The organism is Halioglobus sp. D3-4 (genome assembly GCF_055809315.1).
Genome location: NZ_CM147907.1, coordinates 4616156 through 4641957, shown reverse-complemented (window position 1 = coordinate 4641957; position 25802 = coordinate 4616156). Strand labels below are relative to the sequence as shown.

At 57.2% G+C, this 25802-nt stretch carries 18 protein-coding genes; 13 read left to right on the top strand and 5 right to left on the bottom strand.

Annotation, left to right across the window (positions count from 1 at the left end):
* The first annotated feature begins 244 nt into the window (after positions 1 to 244).
* From AC0L6S_RS20530 to AC0L6S_RS20480, 11 genes are all read left to right on the top strand, one after another.
* Complete coding sequence (locus AC0L6S_RS20530) at positions 245 to 3211, top strand: thrombospondin type 3 repeat-containing protein (RefSeq protein ID WP_473425974.1); 2967 nt, start codon at positions 245 to 247, stop codon at positions 3209 to 3211.
* Between the two features lie 73 nt (positions 3212 to 3284).
* Positions 3285 to 4073, top strand: a complete 789-nt coding sequence (locus AC0L6S_RS20525; protein WP_473425973.1) for a prolipoprotein diacylglyceryl transferase family protein — start codon at positions 3285 to 3287, stop codon at positions 4071 to 4073.
* A gap of 100 nt (positions 4074 to 4173) precedes the next feature.
* Positions 4174 to 5109, top strand: coding sequence for a hypothetical protein (locus AC0L6S_RS20520; RefSeq protein ID WP_473425972.1), 936 nt, complete (start codon positions 4174 to 4176; stop codon positions 5107 to 5109).
* A complete protein-coding gene (locus tag AC0L6S_RS20515) occupies positions 5106 to 5948 on the top strand; it encodes an HAD-IIB family hydrolase (RefSeq protein ID WP_473425971.1) in 843 nt (280 codons plus the stop codon). The genes AC0L6S_RS20520 and AC0L6S_RS20515 overlap by 4 nt, the downstream gene beginning before the upstream one ends.
* A 12-nt stretch (positions 5949 to 5960) precedes the next feature.
* The gene (locus AC0L6S_RS20510) at positions 5961 to 7187 is read left to right on the top strand and encodes a glycosyltransferase family protein (protein WP_473425970.1); all 1227 of its coding nucleotides are present in this window, start codon (positions 5961 to 5963) and stop codon (positions 7185 to 7187) included.
* Between the two features lie 5 nt (positions 7188 to 7192).
* Positions 7193 to 8959, top strand: coding sequence for a sugar phosphorylase (locus AC0L6S_RS20505; RefSeq protein ID WP_473425969.1), 1767 nt, complete (start codon positions 7193 to 7195; stop codon positions 8957 to 8959).
* Positions 8960 to 9129: 170 nt separating this feature from the next.
* On the top strand, positions 9130 to 11031 hold the full coding sequence (locus tag AC0L6S_RS20500) for an acyltransferase family protein (RefSeq protein ID WP_473425968.1): 1902 nt from the start codon (positions 9130 to 9132) through the stop codon (positions 11029 to 11031).
* Between the two features lie 100 nt (positions 11032 to 11131).
* The gene (gene hemL, locus AC0L6S_RS20495; protein WP_473425967.1) at positions 11132 to 12412 is read left to right on the top strand and encodes a glutamate-1-semialdehyde 2,1-aminomutase; all 1281 of its coding nucleotides are present in this window, start codon (positions 11132 to 11134) and stop codon (positions 12410 to 12412) included.
* A 14-nt stretch (positions 12413 to 12426) separates the two neighbouring features.
* Positions 12427 to 13440: a porphobilinogen synthase gene (gene hemB / locus AC0L6S_RS20490; protein WP_473425966.1), complete on the top strand. Its 1014-nt coding sequence runs from the start codon at positions 12427 to 12429 to the stop codon at positions 13438 to 13440.
* A gap of 7 nt (positions 13441 to 13447) precedes the next feature.
* Positions 13448 to 14056 (top strand): delta-aminolevulinic acid dehydratase, encoded by a 609-nt coding sequence (locus AC0L6S_RS20485; protein WP_473425965.1) that lies wholly within the window; start codon positions 13448 to 13450, stop codon positions 14054 to 14056.
* An 89-nt stretch (positions 14057 to 14145) separates the two neighbouring features.
* Complete coding sequence (locus AC0L6S_RS20480) at positions 14146 to 15342, top strand: diguanylate cyclase domain-containing protein (RefSeq protein ID WP_473425964.1); 1197 nt, start codon at positions 14146 to 14148, stop codon at positions 15340 to 15342.
* Positions 15343 to 15370: 28 nt separating this feature from the next.
* Here the strand turns inward: AC0L6S_RS20480 and AC0L6S_RS20475 are convergent, their stop codons facing one another.
* Entirely contained in the window at positions 15371 to 16021 is a 651-nt protein-coding gene (locus tag AC0L6S_RS20475; RefSeq protein ID WP_473425963.1) for an NUDIX hydrolase, read from the bottom strand.
* A gap of 118 nt (positions 16022 to 16139) precedes the next feature.
* Here AC0L6S_RS20475 and AC0L6S_RS20470 point away from each other — a divergent pair, with 118 nt between their 5' ends.
* On the top strand, positions 16140 to 17633 hold the full coding sequence (locus tag AC0L6S_RS20470) for an ATP-binding cassette domain-containing protein (protein WP_473425962.1): 1494 nt from the start codon (positions 16140 to 16142) through the stop codon (positions 17631 to 17633).
* Between the two features lies 1 nt (position 17634).
* Here the strand turns inward: AC0L6S_RS20470 and AC0L6S_RS20465 are convergent, their stop codons facing one another.
* The 4 genes from AC0L6S_RS20465 to mrcB all read right to left on the bottom strand — a co-directional run bounded on the left by AC0L6S_RS20465 (position 17635) and on the right by mrcB (position 24631).
* Positions 17635 to 20670: an efflux RND transporter permease subunit gene (locus AC0L6S_RS20465; protein WP_473425961.1), complete on the bottom strand. Its 3036-nt coding sequence runs from the start codon at positions 20668 to 20670 to the stop codon at positions 17635 to 17637.
* A gap of 28 nt (positions 20671 to 20698) precedes the next feature.
* Positions 20699 to 21841, bottom strand: coding sequence for an efflux RND transporter periplasmic adaptor subunit (locus tag AC0L6S_RS20460; RefSeq protein WP_473425960.1), 1143 nt, complete (start codon positions 21839 to 21841; stop codon positions 20699 to 20701).
* Positions 21842 to 21926: 85 nt separating this feature from the next.
* Positions 21927 to 22373, bottom strand: coding sequence for a tetratricopeptide repeat protein (locus tag AC0L6S_RS20455; protein ID WP_473425959.1), 447 nt, complete (start codon positions 22371 to 22373; stop codon positions 21927 to 21929).
* Positions 22373 to 24631, bottom strand: coding sequence for a penicillin-binding protein 1B (gene mrcB / locus AC0L6S_RS20450; protein ID WP_473425958.1), 2259 nt, complete (start codon positions 24629 to 24631; stop codon positions 22373 to 22375). The genes AC0L6S_RS20455 and mrcB overlap by 1 nt, the downstream gene beginning before the upstream one ends.
* A 167-nt stretch (positions 24632 to 24798) precedes the next feature.
* Between mrcB and AC0L6S_RS20445 the strand changes: the two genes are divergently transcribed.
* Positions 24799 to 25800, top strand: a complete 1002-nt coding sequence (locus AC0L6S_RS20445) for an adenosine kinase (protein ID WP_473425957.1) — start codon at positions 24799 to 24801, stop codon at positions 25798 to 25800.
* Positions 25801 to 25802 lie beyond the last annotated feature (2 nt).

Here is a 25802-nt window from a genome sequence, read left to right as displayed (position 1 = left end):
CCAGTTTCTTTGCAGACTCCATCACGCATTTGGGTTTGTTGCGGTTGAGAATATGTACCCGAACAGCCGTTCTCGCTGGGCACCCTCCCCGATTTCACAAAAAGTTACTTAACGCTCATGCTAATATGTTAGCCTGCACTGCAGATCACTCTAACAATAAGTGTACTACTGCCCTGTTTCGCTCATTTGATACCCCCAACGTATCGCAGCGTTCTGCGGCCAAAAAAATAAGAGGAAATATCAGATGACGAACTTTCGATTCTGCCGTCGCCCGCTGTCCCGTCTGGCGGGATACCTGCTGAGCACTATGCTGCTGATGGGAGTCTTGGCCACTCCAAGTATCGCGCAGCCCTCATTTATCACCTTTGAGAGCGGGCACGTCCGGCCGGTTGCGACCACGCCAGATGGCACCAAACTTTTGGCAGTAAACACACCCGACAACCGCCTGGAGGTGTTTACCGTCGATAACGGTTCACTCACTCACACCGGCTCCATTCCCGTCGGCATGGAGCCGGTGGCAGTAGCGGCGCGCACCAACAACGAAATCTGGGTTGTCAACCACCTTTCAGACAGCGTCAGCATCATCGATCTTTCCGCCAGCCCGGCGAAAGTCGTGCGTACCCTGCTGGTGGGCGATGAACCTCGCGATATTGTGTTTGCAGGCACGGGTTTTAATCGTGCCTTTATCACTACAGCCCACCGCGGTCAGCAGCGCTCTGACAGCTCGATAGCATCCGTACCCGGTGCTGGCGGTCCCGAATTAAGCACCGAGGGAATAGGCCGAGCGGATGTCTGGGTTTTTGATTCAGGTAATCTCGGCACGACCATTGGCGGTACACCGCTGGAAATCCTCAGTTTCTTCGCCGACACACCGCGCGGTCTGGCCGTGACACCCGATGGCGGCACGGTGTATGTCGCAGCCTTCCACTCCGGTAACCAGACGACTTCCATCATTGAAACAGAGGTTCCCGACGGTTTTGGTGCCAACGGCGTTCCTGGGCCGAGCAATAACTGCTGGCAAAACGACGGCGATGCCGCCTGTGAGCAGAGCAGCCAGGCACCCGAAGTAGGCGTAATCGTCAAGTACGATGGCAGTAAATGGGTGGATTCCAAAGGCACGGACTGGAGTGACAAGGTCAACTTCAACCTGCCGGACCACGATGTTTTTTCTATTAACGCGAACACACTGGCCTCAGGCTCCATCGTCGAGTACGACCATGTCGGCACCATCTTGTTTAACCTGGCCGTGAACCCGGTTACCGGCAAAGTGTACGTTACCAATACCGAGTTGCCGAATCACATCAACTTTGAGGGCCCGGGTATTCACGCTGGCAGCACCGTACAGGGGCGTCTTTCAGAATCCCGGATCACCGTACTCAACCCTGCGAACGGGGGCGTGGATGTCCAGCACCTGAACCAGCACATCGACTATGCACAACTTCACACCGATGCTGGAGCGGACCACGCCGCGATCGATGCGCAGCGCTACCACAGCCTGGCTACACCGCTACAACCGGTTGTCTCCAGCGATGGTGAAACGCTGTACGTAGCCGCCTTCGGATCTGCCAAAATCGGGGTATTCGATGTCGAAGATATAGAAGCGGCCAGTTTCGAGAGCGACTTTGACCCGACCGCGCAAAGCGCCAACTACATCTCCACCAGTGGTGGCCCCAGCGGGATGGTGCTGGATGAGGCAAACAATCGCCTCTACGTAATGACACGCTTTAACAACCAGGTCGAGGTAATTGATCTGGACACCAATTCCACCGTCGAAACCCACGGGCTGCACAACCCCGAACCCGCTTCAGTGGTCGATGGAAGAAAATTCCTCTATGACGCGTTTGCCACATCGGGCAATGGCGAGGCCTCTTGCAGCAGCTGCCATATTTTTGGCGATATGGACCAGTTGGCCTGGAACCTGGGTAACCCCGATGACCACGTGACAGTCAATACACAGCCTTCTTCCGTAGCTTTTCTGCCTCGAGCGGATAGTTTTCATCCCATGAAGGGGCCCATGACGACACAGACTTTGCGCGGCATGGCAACGCACGGCGGCATGCACTGGCGCGGTGACCGGGTGGACGGTTTCTTCGGTACGGATTCCTGCGCAGAATCGAGCGGGGCCCCCTGCTCCGAGGATTCATCCTTCCGAAACTTCATTGTGGCCTATGAAGGCCTTGTGGGGATGGAGGGCACGATTACGACCACTGAGATGCAGCAATTTGCCGATTTCGCACTTCAGCTCATGCTGCCGCCCAACCCAATACGCGCGCTGGATAACTCGCTCTCGCCGGCCGCCCAGAGCGGCAGGGACCTGTTCTTTGGACGGGCCACGGATACAGTGACAAATTGCGACGGCTGCCACACACTGGATCCAGCACAGGGCTTCTACGGCACAGGCGGCGAGCAGAGTTTCGAAGGTGAAACGCAGAACTTTAAAGTGCCGCATATGCGCAACCTCTATCACAAAGTCGGCATGTTCGGCCTGTCCAGTGATTCAGTGCATACGGGAGACCAGGTCCGCGGCTTCGGCTTCCTGCATGACGGCTCTGTTGATACTGTAGATCACTTCCTCGAAGCGGGCGTCTTCAGTGTCAACAACACAGAAGAGATCAACCTGCAGGCATTCTCGATGGAGTTCCCTACTGATCTCGCACCCGTGGTCGGTCAACAGGTAACGCTGACAGCCAACAACGGTGCTGTTGTAAATCCGCGTATCGACCTGTTGATAAGCCGGGCCAGCACAGACTTTGATTCGCTGTTACTTGGTGGCACCGTGAAGGAATGCGACCTGATCGCGAAGGGTACAATTAGTGGTGTTGAACGCGGCTGGGTCCGCGAGGCAAATGGGCAGTTCCGCTCCGACACCGATGAAGTCATCAGCGATGCTACCCTGCGAGGCTACGCCGCTACCGAAGGCCCGATCACCTACACCTGTGCCCCTCCCGGTTCAGGCGTGCGTATGGGGATCAACAGGGATGAGGACAGTGTGCTGGATGGGCTCGATAACTGCCCGGCTGTTCAGAACGACTCACAAATCGATACCAATGGTAACGGCATCGGCAACGCCTGTGATCCGATCACCGACAGCGACATGGACGGAGTGCTGGACGATGTAGACAACTGCCCGGGGATTAGAAATCCGGATCAATTGGACAGCGATGGCAACGGCAGGGGCGATGCCTGCGACGGACTACCAATCGGCTGCTAAACTCGCTCCAACCGGAATACGCGTAGCTTCTTGAGGCCACGCGTATTCCCTGCCATTTTCCTCAGAGACCAACATGTACCCACACGGCCTTTTCGGTATAGAAGCACTGCGGCTGCTGCTCATGCCCGTCTCAGTATTCGGCATCCTGTTTTTTGTTCTGTACCTGCGACAGGATGGCATACGGGCTGCGCGCGCAGTAGTGTTGCTCGTATTACTGACCATTGTTGCCTTCCTCGGCGCGAAAGTCTTTTCACTCTATGTCCGGGGGTGGGAACTGTTCCAGCCGCTCTCACACGAATTACGCGGTGGCCTGCGCTACCCGGGTGCGCTGCTGGCGATGGTCGCATTCGGTCCGCTGCTGAAACGCTGGATACTGCCGGAACTACCGCTGGCCCGTTTCCTCGATGTGCTGGCAATTACCGTCTGTTTTGGCTTTGCGCTAGTGCGCATCAGCTGCTGGATGAACGGTTGCTGTACCGGGGCGCCCTGTGAGAGCGCTCTGTGCCTCAGTTACGCGCCCGGCAGCCAGGTCTGGTACGCTCACTTACAGAATGGCCTGATAGAGTCCTCCGTACACCGGAGCCTGCCCGTGCTGCCGTTACACGTCCTTTTTCTGGCAGCATCCCTGGCCGTTGGCCTGTTCCTGATGTGGTTTGACGGAAGGCGAGGCTTTGACGGGCAGATTGCTCTGCTCTACCTCGTACTCCACGACGGCGCCAAGGGCCTGCTGGAGTCCTTCCGAGATCCCTACGTGGCACAGCTGCAGATAACCTCACTACTGACAAGCGCCGTCGGGCTCGTGGTGTTGCTGGCGATCATGCGCTGGCGCCGTGGCAACGCTCGCGCCGGCGAGGCGAATTGAGCGCGGGACAATATTCCAACGCGCTGGCGCCTTATGCCAGGTTTGTCCTTGGCACGAATTCTGCTTTACTCTGAGTCAAACTGTCCATAATAGGCACCCTGTGACATCAGCAACCGAGCAACGCCGCATCCCACAATGGCAGGAAGACTTTATTCAGCGGCATCAACTGAATACGGCGTATCTCGAAACCGCACATAAATGGTTCGCTCCACTGGTGCAGAAACTGGCATCGCACCAAAATAGCGCAGATCGTGTGATCCTCGTCGCACTGAACGGCTGCCAGGGCTCTGGAAAAACAACCGTTTGCGATTATTTGCGCTCTGCATTCGAGGCCGAGCACCAACTACAGGCCGTTGCCCTCTCACTGGATGATTTCTACCTCACCAAAGCACAGCGACAGGCGCTCGCCAAATCTGTGACCCCCTTGCTGGCAACGCGTGGCGTTCCCGGCACCCATGACATGGCACTCCTGCGTCAAATCCTCGAGCAATTACTCGATGTAGAACGCACTGAGCCGGTGGCGGTACCCCGGTTCGACAAGTCCGTGGATGACAGACACCCTCCCTCCAACTGGGATTACGTCTGTCCTCCGGTTCAAATTGTACTGCTGGAGGGCTGGTGCCTCGGGGCACAAGCGCAACCCTCAGCCTCCCTCTCCGCCCCGATAAATGCGCTGGAGGAAACCGAGGACGCTGGTGGACATTGGCGCAACTTCAGCAATACCCTGCTGGGCAAAGAGTTTCACGCACTCTACACACTGGTCGATCAGTGGATCATGTTACGCGCGCCATCGTTTGAGTGTGTGTTCGAGTGGCGACGAGAGCAGGAGCAGAAACTTGCCGCTATCCTCCCAAGTGGGCAGGCGCATGAGTTGATGAACGACGATGCCCTGCTCAGGTTCATTCAGCACTACGAACGCATAACCCGGCAGTGCCTGGAATCACTACCCGACAAGGTGAACCACCTGTTTGAACTGAATAAGGAGCGGCAGGTTGTCGCTTACACTCATCGCGAGCAGGCGGGTGATTTCTCATGAGCGGCGATACGCCGGCGTCTCTAGTCTTCAGTGATCTCGACGGCTCACTACTGGACCACTACAGCTATAGTTTCGAGGATGCGCTACCGATGATTGAGGTGCTGGACAGTCTGGGCATTCCACTGATCCTGACGTCCAGCAAAACCCGTGCAGAGATCGTTGAGTTACGCTCCGCTCTGGGGAACAATCACCCATTCATCGTGGAAAATGGCGCCGCAGTATTTATTCCCATGCACTCTCTGCCCGCACAACCGGCTGGCACCGAAACAAAGGGCGACTACTGGCTGTACGAAATGGCGCCACCGCGTTCCCGCTGGTTGGCCATATTGGCTGAACTGGCACAGGAGTACCCCGGTGAATTTGATTCATTCTACAGCGCCGGCGTTGCCGGGATCCGCGAGATGACCGGGCTCTCTCAGACCGAGGCAGAGGCGGCGAACGATCGACTGTACAGCGAGCCTGTCAGGTGGCTGGGCACGGCCCAGCGTGAAGCCCGCTTTATCGAGTCCCTGCAGCAGGCAGGTGCAACTATCTTCAGGGGCGGACGTTTTTTATCAGTGAGCGCAAATTGCGATAAGGGAGCGGCACTGCGTTGGCTGCGAGACCAGTACCAGTCATATCAGCCCGGTGCTGAGATGGATGACATCGCTATCGGCGACAGCGCAAATGATCTGCCCATGCTGGAGGCAGCACACACCGCCCTGCTGATCCGCTCGCCAGTGCACGGCTTTCCCGAACTGACAAGAAAAGATGCTGTCATTCACAGCCAACACTTCGGTCCGGCAGGATGGGCCGAAGGAGTATCACAATGGTTACAGGCAAAAGGAATTACGTTATGAGGTACTACCGCCATGGGTGATTTTTATCAGAACGGCATCATCACTACCCTGCACAATCTCTCGAACCGATCACTGCAGGATCTCGAGCAGGAGCTGATCGAGTTTTCCAAGCGCAGGCCCATGGCCTTGATCTTGCCCTCACTGTACTCTGAGCTGGGGGGTAACGCGCTGCCCGGTATCATCGATGAACTGGTGCAGGTTCCGTATCTCACGGAAATTGTGATTGGCCTGGACAGGGCAGACGAGGCCGAGTACCGCAATGCGCTGAAGTTTTTCGGCCGCCTGCCACAGCATCACCGCGTACTTTGGAACGACGGTCCGCGGTTGCAGGCGCTGGATGCCAAGCTGCAGGAGCATGGGCTGGCACCGCGGGAGTTGGGTAAAGGACGCAATGTTTGGTACTGCATGGGTTATTTACTGGCGAACAACCGCTCGGAATCTGTCGCCCTCCACGACTGTGATATTGTCACCTATAACCGCTCCCTGCTGGCTCGCCTTATCTATCCAGTTGCCAATCCGCGTTTCAACTACGAATTCTGTAAGGGCTATTACGCACGCGTGGCAGACGGCAAGATCAACGGACGCGTCAGCCGATTACTGGTGACACCGCTGCTGCGAGCCCTCAAAAAAACCGTCGGAGACCTCGAATACCTGGAGTACATGGACAGCTTCCGCTACCCGCTGGCCGGAGAATTCTCATTTCGCCGCGACGTCCTCAACGACATTCTGATTCCCAGTGATTGGGGGCTGGAAATTGGGGTACTCTCGGAGATGTACCGCAACTACGCCAAGAATCGCCTGTGTCAGGTGGACATCGCCGATATCTACGACCACAAGCACCAGAGTCTGTCACCGGCAGACGACAGTTCCGGCCTGTCCAAGATGTCGATTGATATTGCCAAAGCCCTGTTTCGGAAGCTGGCCACACGCGGCGTCACGTTCAATACCGAACTCTTCCGATCGCTGAAGGCCACCTACTATCGCATCGCACTGGACTTTGTCGAGACTTACCACAACGACGCGGTGATGAACGGCCTGACGCTGGATATTCACGCTGAGGAGCAGGCCGTAGAGCTGTTCGCGGAAAATATCATCAAAGCCGGGGAAGCCTTTTTTGAGAACCCCATGGAGCGGCCTTTCATCCCGAGTTGGTCGAGGGTGATCAGTGCCATTCCCGATGTGCTGGAACAACTCAAAAATGCTGTGGAAGATGATCACGCCGAATTTATGGCGGGTTGAACGATATGCCAGACAATAGGGAACAAGTAAATTTTTTACTAGAGCGGGTCCGACTTCACATTCGGGAGATCTATCACGAGAACCCGCTGAACGCAGATCTCGAAGGCCTGCCCGAGGCATTGCTTTCCCTGATGCGCCTGGACCAGTCTCCGGCCGAACCGCTGCAGCACACGAATCACTGGGATCAAGGCGATGCCCTGATGATCACCTATGGCGACAGCTTGCAGGTTGCCGGTGAAAAACCACTGGTGACGCTCAAGCACTTTCTCGACGAATGGACAGAGGGCGTTGTCAGCGGCGTGCACATTCTCCCCTTCTACCCATGGACCTCGGATGATGGCTTTTCAGTACTCGACTACTCCAGCGTGAACGAAAGCCTGGGTGACTGGAACGATATTCGGGCCATTGCCGGTAGCTATGATCTGATGGCCGACCTGGTGATCAATCACTGCTCTATACGCAGCGTCTGGTTCGAGAACTTTCTGGCGGACAGAGAGCCCGGTAAGGGCTATTTTTTTACGGCCAGTCCGCAGGATGATCTGAGCGCAGTGGTACGTCCGAGAACGACGCCGCTACTGCAGGAGGTCACTGCGGTAGATGGCGAGCGGCATGTGTGGTGCACCTTTAGTCCCGATCAGGTCGATCTGGATTTTCGCAACCCGGAAGTACTGAAGCAGTTTGTATCGATTATTCGACAATATCTGGACATGGGCATCCGTATTTTTCGTCTCGATGCCGTGGCCTTTCTGTGGAAGATTCCCGGCACCACCTGCCTAAACCTCGAAGAGACCCATGAGGTGGTGCGCCTGCTGCGCACACTGGTGGAATACGCGCGGCCCGATACCGTGTTGATCACAGAGACCAATATCCCCAACCGGGAGAACCTCTCCTATTTCGGCAATGCCAACGAAGCACACTGCGTCTACAATTTTTCGCTGCCGCCACTGCTGGTTTACGCCCTGGTCACCGGCGATTGCAGCTACCTCAAACAGTGGATGATGAGTATGCCGCCGGCGCAGAACGGTACCGCCTACTTTAACTTCATCGCCTCGCACGATGGCATCGGCTTGCGTCCCGCCGAGGGCCTGTTATCCGATACTGAATTGGAACGCCTGATTGCCGCAATGGAGGGCTTTGGTGGCCACGTATCCTATCGCGCGCTGGAATGTGGCCAGCGCAAACCGTACGAGATCAATATATCGCTGATGGATGCACTGCAGGGCACGATCGAGGGCACTGATGAGTGGGGCATCGAGCGGTTTATCTGTGCGCATGCCATCATGTTGGCACTGGAGGGAATTCCCGGCATCTACATTCACAGCCTGCTGGGCACGCGCAACGATTACGAACGGGTCGAAAATAGCGGGCACTACCGCGCGATCAACAGGCATCAATGGAACATGAATGAGCTGGGTGCGGCACTGGCCGAAACCGGCAGCCATCACTCCCAGGTATTTTCCCGGCTGAAGACACTGTTGGCCATCCGCAGGCGGCAATCGGCCTTTCACCCCAACGCCGTGCAGTACACCTTGCACCTGGGCTCGGGTATAGTCGGTTTCCGGCGGGAAAGTATGGATCAGCAGCAACACATTTTCTGTGTCAGCAATATCTCGAATACGGAGCAGAAGCTTCCTCTGACGGATATCAATCTCGACAACACTGAAAACTGGTACGATCTTATCAGCCTGCAACAGTACACCGCGCACGATGAGGAACTGCTGCTGACGCCCTATCAAACCGTGTGGCTTTCAAATATGTCACAGGCGCTTTGAACCAGCGAAGAACGCTGGGCCTCCTTAAAGCAATACCGTATACCGCAATTGCCCAAACCTGTACCCTAGGGCACCTCTGAATAATGCAGTGATAGATTGCCGCATTGTTCTGCGATGTTCGGCGCGCATGAGACAGGCCCTATTTGGCTGCGAGACTGCATAACGACACCATGACCAGTAACACCTATCACCATGAAATTGACGGCCTCAGAGCGGTCTCTGTGCTCGCAATCATTCTCTTTCATCTCGGTGTTGCGACATTTGACGGTGGCTTTATTGGTGTCGATGTTTTTTTCGTCATTTCCGGATACCTGATTACCCGTATTATCATCAGGGACCTCCATCGCGGGGAGTTCTCATTCGCGGATTTTTATATTCGACGCGGCGCGCGGATTCTACCCGCGCTGGTAGCCACAGTTGCGATAGTCCTGCCACTGGCCATGTACCTACAGCAGCCCGCTGCGCTTGTTCAAACTGCGCAGCAGAGTGTTTATGCCCTATTGTCAGTGAGCAATATGTTCTTCTGGAGCGAAACCAGTTACTGGGCCCCGGCGGCAGAGAAGTTCGTCCTGCTACACACTTGGTCACTGGGCGTTGAGGAGCAATTCTATCTTGTCTATCCGCTGCTGCTGGCGCTCACCTACCACTTTACAGGCTCGAAGGGTGTCATTGCCGTATTGGCGGGGATCGCTACTCTCGGCACGGCAAGTAGCGAAGCCGTCCTTGAGCGCGATCACTCCGCCGCATTCTATTTGGCACCACTGCGGTTTTACGAGTTCGCCATTGGCGGACTGGCTGCCACAATTCCCAGCGTGGCTGTACTACAGAATTCCCCCCGCATTTCCAGCTCGGCCACTGCGGTAGGCCTCACCCTGATTCTGTATGGATGCCTTCAGTTTAACGACCTCATGGCACTGCCTGGTCTGCTGATATTGATCCCCATAACGGGCGCGGTGCTGGTACTGCTGGCCGGCCCTTCGGCGGTCGCCAGAGTCCTGTTGATGAACCCGGTGATGTCCTGGCTGGGCAAAACCTCCTACGCGCTCTATCTCGTGCACTGGCCGATTATCGTTTTTTACCGCGCATATTTCGGAGCAAGCCTGTCGGTGTTTGAACAATGCGCGCTCTTTGCCACCATCGCACTGGCGGCCGCTGTCTTGAATCGAACCGTGGAACGCAGATACCGCCTGCGGCAGGCCAGCAGGCGCACTGCGAGTGGCCTGTCTTCAGGCAGAGTACTGATCGTTACCGCAGGTGTCGCTGCGGTGATAGCCGTCACCAGCACACTGCTTATCACCAGCGACGGCTGGCCCTCACGTATGCCCGAAAAAGTACAGGCACTAATCGATGTCAATCCGCACAAGGATATGCGCAGTCGCAAAACGTTTCTGGAGGAAAATTGTACTCCCGCCGCCGAATTATTCTGTGGCGAGCGCGAGCCGGGTGAGAAAAATATCCTGCTGCTGGGTGACTCCAGAGTTCTGGACATTTATCCGGCACTAAAACATGCCTACCCGGATGCCCATATCCAGGCATCGTACGCAATGGGGTGCATTCCGGTATTTTCGGAAACTGCCAGCGCCAGCCTCTTCTACCCCGACTGCCCGCAATTTAATCAAGCCAGACTGAGGGCAGCGCTGGATGCACCGCCTGAAGATATAATTTTCCTTGCGCTGGATCTTAAAGATTGGCGCTCAAGCGCTACCCTGGACACGGTCGCGCGCCTCAGGCAGGCCGGTAAAACCGTCTTTCTGACAGGGGAGTTCCACATTACAAACCAAATTACACCGATCGATATCGAGATAGAGGCGCTGCGATTTCCAGAGCGGGCAGACCATCTGCAACGCTATCTGGTTGACGAGCCGTTCTTTCTCGACGGCGAATACGCGGAGCATATCCGGGCGTTGGGCGCAGTTTATCTCAGCTATAGGCCGCTGTTTTTTGACGGCGAGTATCATTTTGCCGATCGCACATCCGGTAAGCTGCTGACGTATGACGGCAAGCACCTCAATTCTTTCGGTGCAGTGCAGTTCGGCAACTACCTGCGACAGCACTACCCGCTGCCCGAATAAACCGGCGGGCACTGGATATTGTGCGCTGCAGCCCTGATAATTTCACCTCGGCCACTCGCAATGCCTGCGCCGGCCAAAGATTACTTGGGACAGCGACACAATGAGCACCTCTGAACAGTTATTCAAACGCGCCAACAAGCACATCCCCGGCGGGGTCAACTCGCCAGTGCGTGCCTTCAGAGCGGTGGGCGGAACACCCGTTTTTATTGAGCGCAGCGAAGGTGCCTACCTGTTTGATTGCCAGGGAAAACGTTACATCGATTACGTTCTTTCCTGGGGGCCGATGCTGATGGGCCACAATCACCCGGCCGTGCGAGAAGCAGTCATGCAACAGTGCCTGAAAGGACTCAGTTTTGGAGCGCCAACCGAGCTGGAGATTGAACTGGCCGAGCGCATTTGTAACATCATGCCAGGCATGGACATGGTCCGCATGGTCAGCTCCGGCACCGAGGCCACCATGAGTGCTATCCGCCTGGCACGCGGCTATACCGGGCGCGACACCATCGTGAAGTTCGAGGGCTGCTATCATGGGCATTCCGACTCCCTACTGGTGAAGGCCGGTTCCGGCGCCCTGACCATGGGCGTACCCAGTTCACCCGGCGTACCGGCGGCACTGGCGGATCACACCATGACGCTCACCTACAATGATATCGACGGTTTGCGCCGCGCCTTCAGTGAGCACGGTGCAAGCATTGCCTGTGCTATCGTGGAACCCGTGGCCGGCAATATGAATTGCATACCCCCTGCCCCCGGTTTTCTTGAAACACTGCGCTCAGTATGTACTGAGAATGGCGCCGTTCTTATTCTCGATGAAGTGATGACCGGATTCCGCTTCGGCCTGCAGGGTGCGCAGGGCTACTATGATATCGAGGCAGATCTCACCACGCTGGGCAAGGTTATCGGCGGCGGCATGCCGGTCGGCGCGTTCGGCGGAAAGCAGACCATCATGGAGCAGATAGCACCGCTGGGCCCGGTATATCAGGCCGGGACACTGTCCGGCAATCCCGTCGCCATGGCGGCGGGGCTGGCGACACTGAATGTCATTTCACAACCGGGTTTCTTTGAACCGCTGTTTGAACGCACCGAGCAACTGTGCAAGGGCCTGCGCGACACGGCCGACGCCGCCGGTATACCCTTTACCACCAACAACGCCGGGACCATGTTCGGCGGTTTTTTTACCGACGCACCCAGCGTGACCCGCTACGATCAGGTGATGGCCTGCAACGGTGATTCGTTCAACCGGTTTTTTCACTCCATGCTCGACCAGGGTGTCTATCTAGCGCCGGCCTCCTATGAGGCGGGTTTTATGTCCAGCGCGCACAGCGATGATGATATCGCCCAGACCCTGGCGGCGGCCAAGGTCGCCTTCGCCAGTCTTTGACCGAGGATTAATCCATGGCATTTACCACACAGCGCGGCCCGTTTCCCCAAACCCGTATGCGTCGATTGCGCGCCAGTGCATTCTCCCGGCGGCTGATCAGTGAACATTCGCTGAGCCCCGCCGATCTTATCTTCCCGGTGTTTGTACTGGAGGGCAGTGGTCAGCGCGAGGCGATAGCCTCCATGCCCGGCATCGAGCGTCTCAGCGTCGACCTGCTGCTGGAGCAGGCCAGACGTGTGCACCAGTTGGGGATTCCGGCAATTGCGCTGTTTCCAGTGGTGCCAGCTGAGCGTAAAAGCCTGCTCGCTGAGGAGGCATTCAACCGCGAGGGGCTTGTGCAGCGTGCGGTGAAAACGCTGAAAGACGCGCTACCGGAGTTGGGCATTATCACCGACGTTGCACTCGACCCGTATACCACGCACGGCCAGGACGGCATCATTGACTCAAATAGCTACGTTTTGAATGATGTCACCAGTGAAATACTGGTGAAACAGGCGCTTTCTCATGCGGCGGTGGGCGCGGATGTCGTGGCGCCCTCAGATATGATGGATGGCCGCATCGGAGCCATCCGTGAGGCGCTGGAGGGCGACAGTTTTCACAACACGCTTATCATGGCCTACTCCGCAAAATACGCATCCGCCTACTATGGCCCCTTTCGCGATGCCGTAGGATCAGCGGGCAATCTCAAAGGCGGCAACAAAAGCAGCTACCAGATGGACCCGGCCAACAGCGACGAGGCCTTGCACGAATGCGCGCTGGATCTCGCCGAGGGCGCGGATATGATCATGGTCAAACCCGGCATGCCCTATCTCGACATCGTCCACCGGGTAAAGCAGGAATTGCGCGCGCCGACCTTCGCGTATCAGGTCAGTGGAGAGTACGCCATGCACATCGCCGCATTTGAGCACGGTTGGCTACCCCGCGAAGCGGTGATACTGGAGTCACTCCTGTCGTTCAAACGCGCCGGTTGTGATGGCATTCTGAGCTACTTCGCGCTCGAGGCAGCGCAGGCTCTGCAGGGCGGTTGAGCACCAGATGCGTGCCACCCTATGCCTGGCTGCGATGTTCTGTCTGCTGGCGCCGCCTGCATTGGCAGATTGTGAATGCCTCTGGCAGGGCTCATTCAGCGAGGTACAGGCCGCTACGGATCTGGTGGTCAGTGGCCGCGTCGGAGCCAGTAAAGGCAATTCCATAGATCTTGCGGTATCGCAGGTATTACGCGGCCCAGAGCCGCCTGCCCCGCTACGTATCTGGTTACAGACAGGAGATTACTGCCGTCCGAATGTCGAACGTTTCCCCGTCGGTTCCACCTGGGTAATGGCGCTCAATAGGATCACCGAAGAGGCTCCCGGCGGGTTTAATCCTGCCACACCCAATGTCAGTTATGGCCGACTCGGTGACTATATCCTGTCCAGTTGTGGTGGCTATTGGCTAAGGCGCAGCGATAATCTGGTGACAGGAAACCTTATAGACGCACCGCGCTGGGAACGCGACCCACCCATGACGCCGGTTCTGCTGGACCTGGTCGTGGAATTTGTACAGGGCAGGCTCGCGAGCGATGCGCTGTTGCAGGCCAGCAGGGAGGACCCTGCCCTGCGCAAGTTAAAGCTGGATACGCGTGCTTTTCTGCGAAACGAGCACTAACGCCACTTTTTGACGATTTATTGGCGACAAAGGTCATTCTGATACGCTATAAATACGAATCGTGTGACAAAAAACAAGAACAAACGACCATGTACTCGTTAACTGTGCCCCTTAGAAAGGCCCGTAACTGGTGGTTCCAACTGTGTACCGGACGCTCGGTGTACGGGCGCTCGGACGAAGAACACTACCGCCAGCGCATCCTGGTGATGACCAGTTGCTTCTGGCTACTGAACGTCATCCTGTTCGCTGTTGTCATTCCCTTTTTCCTGGATATCACCCCGCAGGGCAAAATCGCCGCCAACCTGTTGTTTGTGGTCAGCATACTCGGCGTTCTTGTCAGTATGTTGCTGTTGCGCCTTCGCGGCGATCGCATCGCTGCACTCAATATCATGCTTTTGATTTATACCAGCGCGTTCACGTTGGCCTGCTCCGTCTTCGGGGGCACAGCATCGCCCACATACCCCCTGCTGATACTCGCGCCGGCAATGGCAGGCATTGCGGGCAACGCAGCCCTGAGTGCAGCCTGGGGCCTGCTGACTATCGCTATCTGGGTCTGCATACTGCAGGCGGAGCGGCACGGCGTCCAGTTCACGCAGATTATCCTCCCGGAAAACTACAGTATCGCGATGATGACGGCCTACGCCGCACTGGCGATATCTGTGGTCAGCGTCATCATTGTCTACGCGGAAATGAATAAGGCACTGCGCAACAGCCTGCAAGCAAGCAATTCGGAACTGGCACATCTGTCATCCCATGATCAGCTGACACGATTGCCCAATCGCCGGTTTTATGACGAGCGTGTTGCTCTGGCCCTGCAACGTGCGGCAGAGCAGCGCAGCATGGTTGGTCTATTGTTTATGGATCTGAATGACTTTAAAACCGTCAACGACACCTATGGACACGGCGCGGGTGACAAGTTACTCATCGCGGTTGCCCAACGGATACAGAGCAGCCTTCGAGAAACGGATCTGGTCGCGCGCCTCGGTGGCGACGAATTCGTGGCGGTGCTGGAGGATGTCAGATCCACCGATGAGATCACGCGGCTGGCCCATAAGTTGTCTCAGGCTATCGAGCAGCCACTGTATGTCAGGCAACAGATACTGAATTTCAGTTGCAGCACTGGGGTTGCAATTTTTCCGATTGACGGACGCCAGTTGCATGAACTGGAAGAGAAAGCGGACAAAGCCATGTATCTGGCCAAAGGTCGCGGCATCCCTGTGGCACTGGCCAGTCTCGAAGCAACCAACAGACCGATGCCTGCGAGGGCGCCGACCAACCGCATCTAGCGCAGGGCGCAATGAATGAGGTGCTACCTCATGGCCGGCGCCGGAATCGCCCCAGGAACCTACGCCGACGCCAGTGTGCCTGCCGTGACTTGCCACCCTCAATGAGGTCCAACAGCTCACCCAGCATCATCAGCGACAGCCCCCAGATACAATAGCCTTCATACCAGTAACAGGGCATCGCTACCTTCGCACCCCGATAGCGCCAGGTCATTTCCGATTGATTTTCTTTATCCAGTAAAAACTCCAGCGGCACCCAAACAACTTCTGCAACCTCGTGGTTCAGGGTAAAGGTGACTTCGCGATCGAGACGAAATACGAAAGGACTGACAGCCATGCCGAGGGGGCCGCGGTATGGGTTGGCGTGAAGGTCGGACAGACGACCGATACACAGATCCTCCTCGCCCAGATTCAAACCGACCTCTTCCTCCGTCTCACGCACCGCAACGGCATAGCCGTTGGCATCAATGCTGTCCATGCGGCCGCCGGGGAAAGCCATATGCCCAGACCACGGATCCCCCTCCCGCTCGGCCCGTTTAATCATTAGAATATGCAGTTCGCCCTCACGAACCTGCAGTATCATCGCCACGGCTGAGCGCTTCATCAATCGCCGCAACAGTTTTTTGCCCGGCGTATGATCGCCGAGTCGGGTTTCGATGAGTTGTAGCAGTGACACTGACACTTGAACGCCTTGGCAACAGAGAAGGGCACGCCCGATCCAATTGCGAGCGCCTGCCCGGATTAAGCCAGCCGGACGGGAACATGACAAGCGTTCGCAGACAATTACGACCAGGAAAATCATGCCAGACAAAAAATCCGTACCGCAACATCTTCTTGAACTGCAAGCAGTGAGCCTTGTCTACCGCGCGCTGCCTGCACTGCGTGACATTCACTGGACCATCCATGCCGGCCAGCAGTGGGCCTGCCTGGGACCCAACGGTTCGGGAAAAACCAGTCTCGCAAAGATCATCAGTCGACAGGCCACCCATTTCTCCGGCGAAATGCGACGCTCCCCTGAGCTGGAACAGGCAGGTGTTGCCTATGTGTGCTTTGAACAGGCGCGAACCCTGTGCGAGCGCGACAAAAAACTGGATGACTCTGAGTTTCGCGCAGACGCTAGCGACCCCGGCACCACGGTAGAGCAACTGATACTGGCAGGGCGCGCGCCCGACGAACACTATGCCCACTGGACAGAACGCCTGCGCATGCGCCATTTCCTGCAGCGCGGGCTGCGCTTCCTCTCCACCGGCGAGATGCGCAAAACCCTGCTGGTTTCCGCCATTCTGAGCGAACCCGCGCTGCTCATTCTGGACAGCCCACTGGACGGGCTGGATTACGCCAGTCAGCAGGAGATGCACACGGTGATCGCAGAGTTACTGCGATCTCGCGTCACTATAGTGATGCTGTGCCGGCAATTGGAGGATATACCCGCCGATATTTCTCACGTACTGGTACTGGATGAGGGACAGGTAGTGGCCTGTGATAGCCGCGAGACCATTGTATCCAGCACAACTGTCGAGGCGCTGATGAACCCACCGATGGCCGCGCTGGGTGAACTTCCCGCACCGGCTGCGCGCCCCTACACGCTGCCGGTCGACGGCCCCCTGCTGGAACTGCATAACGTCTGCGTGCAATACGGCGATTTCACCGTCCTGCAGAATGTGAACTGGACACTGGCGCGCGGGACACACTGCTGTATCTCGGGTCCCAACGGCTGCGGTAAAACGACACTGCTCAGCCTGATCACCGGCGATAACCACAAGGCTTACGGCCAGGATATTACGCTGTTTGGAATACGCCGTGGCAGCGGCGAAAGCGTGTGGGATATCAAACAGAAATTCGGTCAGTTGGACACACAACTGCAGCTCAATTTCGCGCGGGGCATGCGCGTAGTCGAAGTGGTGGTGTCCGGCTTCTTCGACTCCATCGGGCTGTACGATGACTGGGGGGATGCCCAGCGCAGCAGCGCAGAGCAGTGGCTGAGCGCGCTCGGGTTGGCAGAGTTCAGCAGGGAAAAGTTCGACGAACTCTCATTCGGCCTGCAACGCATGGTGTTGTTGGCGCGCGCGATGGTTAAATCGCCCATCATACTCCTGCTGGACGAACCCACGCTCGGACTGGACGGCTACCACCGCCGCCTGATGCTGCGCGCTCTGGACCACATTGCCCGGCACAGTGACACCCAGCTGATTTTTGTCAGCCATTCGGCGGGAGAGACACCGGCCTGTATCAACCAGCACCTCATGTTCGAGCCCCGTGATGGCGGTTTCGAACTGCTATGCCGCCAGGAATAAGCTATTCGCGCCGAATCTTGAAAAACACCGAGTAAAGTGTGGGCACGACAATCAAGGTCAGCACGGTAGCGAAACCGAGGCCGGCCATGATAGTGATCGACATATTCACGAAAAACACATCGGACAGCAGTGGAATCAGGCCCAGAATGGTGGTTGCCGCAGCCAGCATCACCGGGCGCATACGGCTGACGGAGGAGTCCAGAATCGCCTGGAACTGATCCTTGCCGGTCTCGATCTGCTGATCGATTTCCTCGATCAACACAATGGCGTTCTTGATCAACAGCCCCACCAGCGATAGCGCGCCCAGCAGGGACATGAAATCGAACGCGCCGCCGGTAAACAGCAGGCCGGCGGTAATGCCGACAATAGCCAGCGGCACAGTGAGCCAGATGATCGCCGGCTGTTTCAGTTTCCCGAACAGGAAGATACTGGTCAGAATCATCAGCAAAAAGCCCACCGGCAGCGAGGCGGCGAGCCCCGCCTGTGCGTTGATGGAATCCTCGTACTCCCCGCCCCACTCCAGCTTGTAACCCGGCGGTAGCGGAATGGCCTCGATCTCCGGACGCAGTTCATCCAGCAATCCAGTGGCCATGCCGTCGCGGGGATTACACGATGCTATATTGGTCTGTATTCGGTTGCGCCCACGAATGACAGCATTTTCCCAACGGGTATCGTAACCGGATACCACCTGCGACACCGGCACCGATTTGCCCAGTACCGGGCTCCACACCTGTACGTCCTGCATGTTATCGATATCGCCGCGCTCATCCAGCGGCGCCCGCATCCGTATCGGTAATACGCGATTGCCATCGCGGTACAAGCCCACGTCGGTTCCCTCAAACGCATACTGCATGGCGCCGCCGAGGCTTTCGCGATCGACCCCCAATTGACGCCCCACCTGCTCATTAAAAATCGGCGTCGCCACTTTAACCGGGGAACGCCAGTCGTCGCGAATATCCACAGCGTTCGGGTTGGCGCGCATAATCGCCTGCGCCTGCTCAGACAACTCCCGCAACACGTGTGGATCCGGCCCGGAAAAACGTGCCTCGATCTTGGCATCGCGACCGGGCCCGATACGCAGGGCTTTTATGATCGGGTCAGTCCAGGACAACTCCTCACGCATAAACTTCTGCGTTGCCTCCCACACGGCCGGGATTTGCTCTCGCGTTTCTGTGCGCACAATAATCTGGGCATACACCGGGGCCGGTTCCCTGGAGTCATATACCAGTGTAAAACGCTGGTGGGGGCCACCGATGACCGACGTGGTCTCCACGACATTGGGCAACTGACGGATAAACTCGCTGACGCGCAGGGTGTCATCGCGGGTAACGCGAATATCGGCGCCTTCAGGTTCCCAGATATCCACGAAGAACAACGGCGTATTGGAATCGGGGAAGAAGCTTCGCTTAACGCTGCCAAACCCGACCACGGCCAGTACAAACAGACCCACCACAACCGCCAATGTCAGCCACCGCGCATTCACCGCTTTCTCTACGGCTCCACGGTACAGCTGGAACAGTTTGCCCGCATACGGGTCTTTATCCGCCGCAGCGGGGTCCGGTTTCAACAGCAGGGCGCACAGCAGGGGCGTGGTACTGATAGCCGTCACCCAGCTCAACGACAGCGAGATAAGGATGACATAGAACAAGGAGCTGGCGAACTCCCCGGTGTTGTCGGTCGATAAGCCGATTGCCGAGAACGCCAGGATCCCGATGACAGTTCCACCGAGCAACGCCCATATTGTCTTGCCCACCGCCTCGCCGGCGGCTTTGGTCGCATCCATGCCGGCCTGCATTCGCACCAACATTCCCTCGGCCACGACTATCGCGTTATCCACCAGCATCCCCAGCGCGATCACCAGCGCTCCCAGCGAGATGCGCTGCAACTCAATGCCGAAGATATTCATGACAAACAGCGTACCGGCCACCGTGATTAACAACACCGCACCGATCACAATACCAGTGCGCAGGCCCATAAATAACAACAACACAACGATAACAATTGCCACCGCCTGACCAACGCTGATCAGGAAGCCGCCCACAGACTTCTCGACTTCCGCCGGCTGATCGTAAACCGGCACCATTTCCATACCCACCGGTATCACCGCCTGCAAGTCGTCCATCTCACGGTTCACGGCGCGCCCGACTTCCACCACATTTTGACCCGGCGCCATCGATATACCGATACTCAGGCCGGGCTTGCCATTGACGTAATAGAGCTTGGTCGGCACTTCCTCGTAGGCGCGCGTGATGGTAGCAATATCGCTGAGCCGTACCAGTGTCTTGTCGGTACCGCTGATCAACAGGTCGCCCATTTCCTGCACGGAAGTAAAATTGCCAGTAGGACTGATACGCAGGTAATCGTCACCCACACGCACCTTGCCCGCGTTTACGACCACATTCTGCGAGCCCAGCACACTGGCGATCTGCTGCAGGTCTATGCCCAACTCCGCCAGGCGACTACGCGACACATCGAGGTACACCACCTCGCGTTGCTCGCCTTCGATCACAACCTTGCGTACACCGGGCACCAGTACCAGTTGCTTCTTGACCGCATCGGCGGTGTCATATAAATCACGCCAGCTGTAGCCATCCCCGGTAAGCACCATATATATGCCGTACACATCACCGAAATCATCCAGAATTATCGGATCCTGTGCGCCGGGCGGCAGTGAGGGGCGCACATCGGCAATCTTGCGCCGCAGTTCGTCAAAAATATCCGGTAGGTCGGAGGCCGTGTACTTGTCCTTGAAATCAATCAGGATATCGGAGAGGCCGGGACGGGAAACCGACATCTTGATCCGTTTCACCTGCGGCATTTTCTGGATTGCGTCTTCCAGGTGGTAGGTCAGCTCTTCCTGCACCTCGCGCGCAGTAGCTCCCGGATATAGCGTTAATATTTTAGCGGATTTGATGGTAAAAGGAGGGTCCTCCAATTTGCCCATCTTCTGGTATGCGAGCAACCCACCGCCGACCATGATCACCACCAACAACCACGAGATCACCTTGTTCTCGACCGAAAATTCCCCAATGCTCATACGGGCGTTCCTTGTTCAGTCGATAGGTTCAGAGGGGTTCGCCAGGCCGCGGGACAGCCTGCTCGGTCACCGCCATGCGTGATACTTTCATGCCCTCGGCCAGGTAGGGCGAGCCCACAGAGACGATTTCCTCACCGCCGTTGAGCCCCTCCGTCACTTCGACGAGATCGCCACTCATACGGCCAATCGTCACCGGCTGCGCCGACACCGTCATCGTATCGGAATCGAGCACCCAGACACGTGATTGCAAGCCAGCGTCACCCTGCACCGCGCGCACCGGTACACGCCTCACCATACCGCCGTCAGAGCCAATCAGGTTACTGAGATCCAACACCACGGTGGTAGTCATGCCCGGCAACACGGTGAAGTCAGTGGGAGACTCCATCGTAAAGGTTGTTCTGAATGTTTGTGTCTGAGAGTTCGCCTTGGTGGCAATTTCCTTGGGTGTCAGCGGAAATTTTTCATCGGAGTGACCCTGGAATTCTGCGTAGGCCTCAGTCGCACTGACTTTGCTATTGGATTCAATAGAGCGGTCCAGATCGCTCATCTTGCGCACCATGCGCACCACGGATTCCGGTACGTCGATAATAATATCCAGCGTACTGGTATTCTGCAGCGAAAAAACCGTCTGCTTGGCCAACACCTCTTCAAACTTTTCCGCCTTGCGCTCAGCGACCCGCCCCTGAAACGGCGATTTCAGTACGGTGTACTCCAAATCCTGCTCAGCTTGCGACAGGGCGGCTGAAGCGGTGCGAAAGTTCGCCTCCATCCTGTCATAGTCCATGCGTGAAATATTGCCGTCGGCAACCAAGTCCTTGGCCCGTGTAAAATTACTTTTCGAGTTGTCGAACGTCGCTTTCCTGTCTTCATAGACCAACTGGTAATCAGTGGGGTCCAGGCGCGCCAGCACCTCGCCTTCCTCGACCAGATCCCCCTCTTTAACGAGGATTTCCTGCAGGCGTCCCGGTACACGAAATGCGAGTTCAGCGCGCTTGCTGGCATCGACCCGACCCGGGAAACTGCGCAGCGTATTGCCGCTACCGCCCTCGACAACGAAAGTCTTAACCGGCCTAGTCTGCTCCACTACCACCGTCTCTTCCTGTTCGCCGCACGCGACCAGAACCGGCAGCAGCAGGGCTGCTACAACGAATTTATATGTGTAACCCAGCATCAAAAACCACTCCCGGCCATTTTAGTTACGCCATAATACGTTGTGACGCAGAATGCTCCAAGCCCTGGCTGAGTATACCGCCGGTTCAGCGCGCGAGCGCGCGCAAGGCATCGCACAGCGCGACACTGGAACAGTAGAGCAGACCACGCTCGGCCATCACCTTCGCCTGTACGGTATCGCCTTTGGCCCGGTGAGTTTCTGCGATACCGAGGTAGATCTGGGCATTGTCCGGATCAATACGTTGCGCCCGCTCCAGCAGTGCCAGTGCCTGTTCGTAATCGCCGCGCTCGGTGGCGTTTGCGGCATTCACCAACAGCGGACGCCACGCCGCACTGGCGGAATGCGTGGCAGCACGAGGAGGCGTTTCGTGCTCGGGGGAAGGGGGTTTTACTATCACAGGCGCCTGCGGTTCAATCTGAGGGGCCTCCACTGGCACCGTGCCCCGGCCTGGCTCTGTGTAGGTAGTACAAGCCGCCAGCATTGCAATAATTGCCAGCACAACAGCCCGCAGGACCCGTTGCGACAATACCATCAATTTCCTCCAAACAGAGAATCGAACCAACCGCGCGGCCCGGAGCCCGTCCCCTGTGCACCGCAGTCAGTGCGCCCCTGCGGTTCGGACCCAGTAATAAATGGCAATTTGACTGCGTCGGGGCAACCCTCGCCGGTCAGGTAACCACTGCGACCATCTACCCATTGTGTCTGAATGCCGTCCGGCATGCGGTAGGCAAGCGATTGCCTGCTAGCGCCGGCCATAAACTGCGCCCAGATCTTCAGTGCGCCGCTGCCTCCGGTCAACCCGGTACTACCATTATCATCCCGCCCAATCCAACTGACAGCCATCAAATCGCCGGAGAATCCAGCGAACCAGGAGTCGCGGCCATCATTGGTGGTGCCTGTTTTCCCCGCCACCGCAAAGCTTTGTGGCAAGTAGCGATAGACTCCCTGTCCAGTGCCTTCACGAACAACTGCACGCAGCGCAAAGTGCAGCAGGTGCATGGACTGCAGGCTGACGGTGCGATCATACTCCAGCGGGTAGCGCCGCAACGGCTCGCCATTGGCATCGACGATGTCGCGAATACTGCGCAGCGGCATCCGAAATCCGCCGGCGGCGATGGTCTGGTACATTCTCGCCATATCCATCGGGGAATATTCACCGGCGCCCAGAAACAGTGCTGGCAAACGTGGCACGCCGTCCTCGACGCCCAGTCGCGCCAGCATATCGGCAACACTGCCCACGCCCAATTGCATCCCCAGACGGGCGCTCGCCAGGTTGTATGATCGCGCCAGCGCCTGGTAGAGCAGCACATCACCGTGAGATTTACGGTCAAAATTCTGCGGCTGCCAGGTTTTCGCACCCGCCGCACTGACCGAGACTGGCGTATCAGACAACACCGTCGCCAATGAATACTTTCGGGGCTGCTCCAATGCGGCAAGATAAATGGCCGACTTCAGCAGAGAGCCGGCCGGGCGGCGCGCATCCAGCGCCCTATTGAACCCGGCAAAACGTGTCTTGCGTCCGCCGATCAGCGCGGCCACCTCCCCGGTGTCGAAGCGGGTAACAACGGAGGCGCTCTGCAGCTTATTGGCAGGATCGAGCTGGTTCATCACATCCGTGGTACTGCGCTCCAACTGGCGTTGCAGCAGGGGATCAAAAGGCGTGAAGATGCTCAAACCCTTGGTAGTGAGATCTTCCTCGCGATAATCGCGTCGCAACTGCCTGCGAACCAGATCCAGATAGGCAGGGAAGGAACCTCGAATACTGCCTTCGCTGTTCAGGCCAAGGCCACTGGCACGAGCGGCAGCCGCCTGCTCGCCGGTAATCACCCCCTGCTCTGCCATCACGCCCAGCACAACATTGCGCCGCTCAAGTGCCCGTTTCGGGTTGCGTTCAGGATTATACAGGGAGGGACCTTTGATCATGCCGACCAGCAGCGCCTGCTGTGGGAGATTCAACTGGTCCAGAGGCTTGCCGAAGTAGTGCTGGGCGGCCAGCGCAAAACCGTGCACGGCGCGCGGCCCCTCCTGCCCGAGATACACCTCATTGATGTAACTCTCCAGAATCTGGTCCTTGTCGTAGTGCAGATCCAACAGCACAGCCATCACGAGCTCTGTCAGCTTACGGATAATGGTGCGCTCGGATGTGAGGTAATAGTTTTTTACCAACTGCTGCGTAATGGTGCTACCGCCGGCGACAACCTGCCCGGAGCGCAGATTACTGAACGCCGCTCGCGCAATACCGACAATGGAAAAGCCCCAGTGCTGGTAGTAATTGCGATCCTCGACGGCCAGCAGACCCTGGCGAAACTGTTCCGGCACATCTGCCAATTGCACCAGCACGCGATCCTCGCCATGCTGGGGGAAAATGCCGCCTATCTGCACCGGGTCCAGCCGCATCAGGTCTACCGTACGGCCGCCTGAGTGCAGGCTCTTGACGCGATCGCCACTAAATTCAATCAGCACACGTCGCTCCGGCTCCCGCTCGCCCGGAAAATCAAAACCACGGGTATAAAGATCGAACCGATCGCGGTTTCGCGACACTTCCCCGCGCTTGCGCGGCGAACTCACCGGCCGATATCCGAGCACATCCAGTTCGTAGGCCAGATCTGACGCCGACACGGCAGCACCGGCAAATAGCTCCAGCGGCCGGGCATAGACTTTGGCCGGCAGATCCCACATCTTATCGCTGAATGTTGCCGTGATTCGGGCGTCGAGATAGATCACGAACATCGCCCCCACAACAAGGGCGACCAGAGCGATTTTAAGCAGAAGATGGCTGGTACGGAACATGGGGTGCGAGTGTACACCAGCTCTGGCGGAATTTACCGATTGAGTTTATCGCGCCGCTCAACTTTATAACCGGCGAAACAATCCTACGTTGGAGCAACCAGCACTGTTATTCAACGGGCGAATCAGGATAATAGTGCGCTGATTTCAACTGATTGGGCGAAACAGGCATGAAGAAGTACAAGGCATATGGCATTGGCGCAGCATTGGTAGATACCGAAATCAAGGTGGTCGATGCTGAACTGGAGGAAATGAACGTCGAGAAAGGGCTTATGACGCTGGTGGACGAGGAGCGGCGCAACGAGTTGCTCAAGCACCTTGCTGGCCATCTGGTCAAAGCCAGTCATGCCAGCGGTGGCAGCGCGGGGAATTCGATGATTGCCACAGCGCAGTTCGGTGGGCCAACCTTTATGTCATGCAAGGTCTCCAATGACGAGGATGGCGACATCTACATCTCCGACCTCGAAGCCGCCGGCGTGGACCACTGTTTCAATGGTGCCCGCGCCCAGGGCACTACGGGGAAATGCCTCGTGCTGATTACACCCGATGCCGAGCGCAGCATGAATACCTATCTGGGCATCAGCGAAACCCTGTCCACCGACGAACTCGATGCCCAGGCCATCACCGATTCAGAGTATGTGTACCTGGAAGGATACCTGGTGACGTCCCCCACCGGCCGGGCTGCCGCCATCAAGGCAAGGGAAATCGCAGAGGCCGCCGGTGTAAAAACAGCCCTGAGTTTTTCCGACCCCGGCATGGTGGAGTTCTTCCGCGAGGGGATTGCCGAGATGATCGGCAAGCGAGTGGACCTGATTTTCTGTAATGAGGATGAAGCTCTGGGCTGGGCAGAGACAGACAACCTGGACGTAGCGGTGGAGCGATTGAAAACCACCGCCGAATGCTTTGTGGTTACCCGGGGCAGCGAAGGGGCTCTCACCTATGACGGCAATACGCTTACTGAGATCCCACCACACAAGGTGATGGCCGTGGACACCAATGGCGCTGGCGATATGTTTGCCGGGGCTTTTCTGTACGCTATCACACGGGGCGAAGACTTCCCAACAGCAGGCCGCTTCGCCAGCCTGGCGGCGGGAAAAGTGGTGGCCAACTACGGTCCGCGACTGCCCGCCGCTGATTACCCGGCGCTGCGCAAGGAGTTCTTCGGCGACTAGCG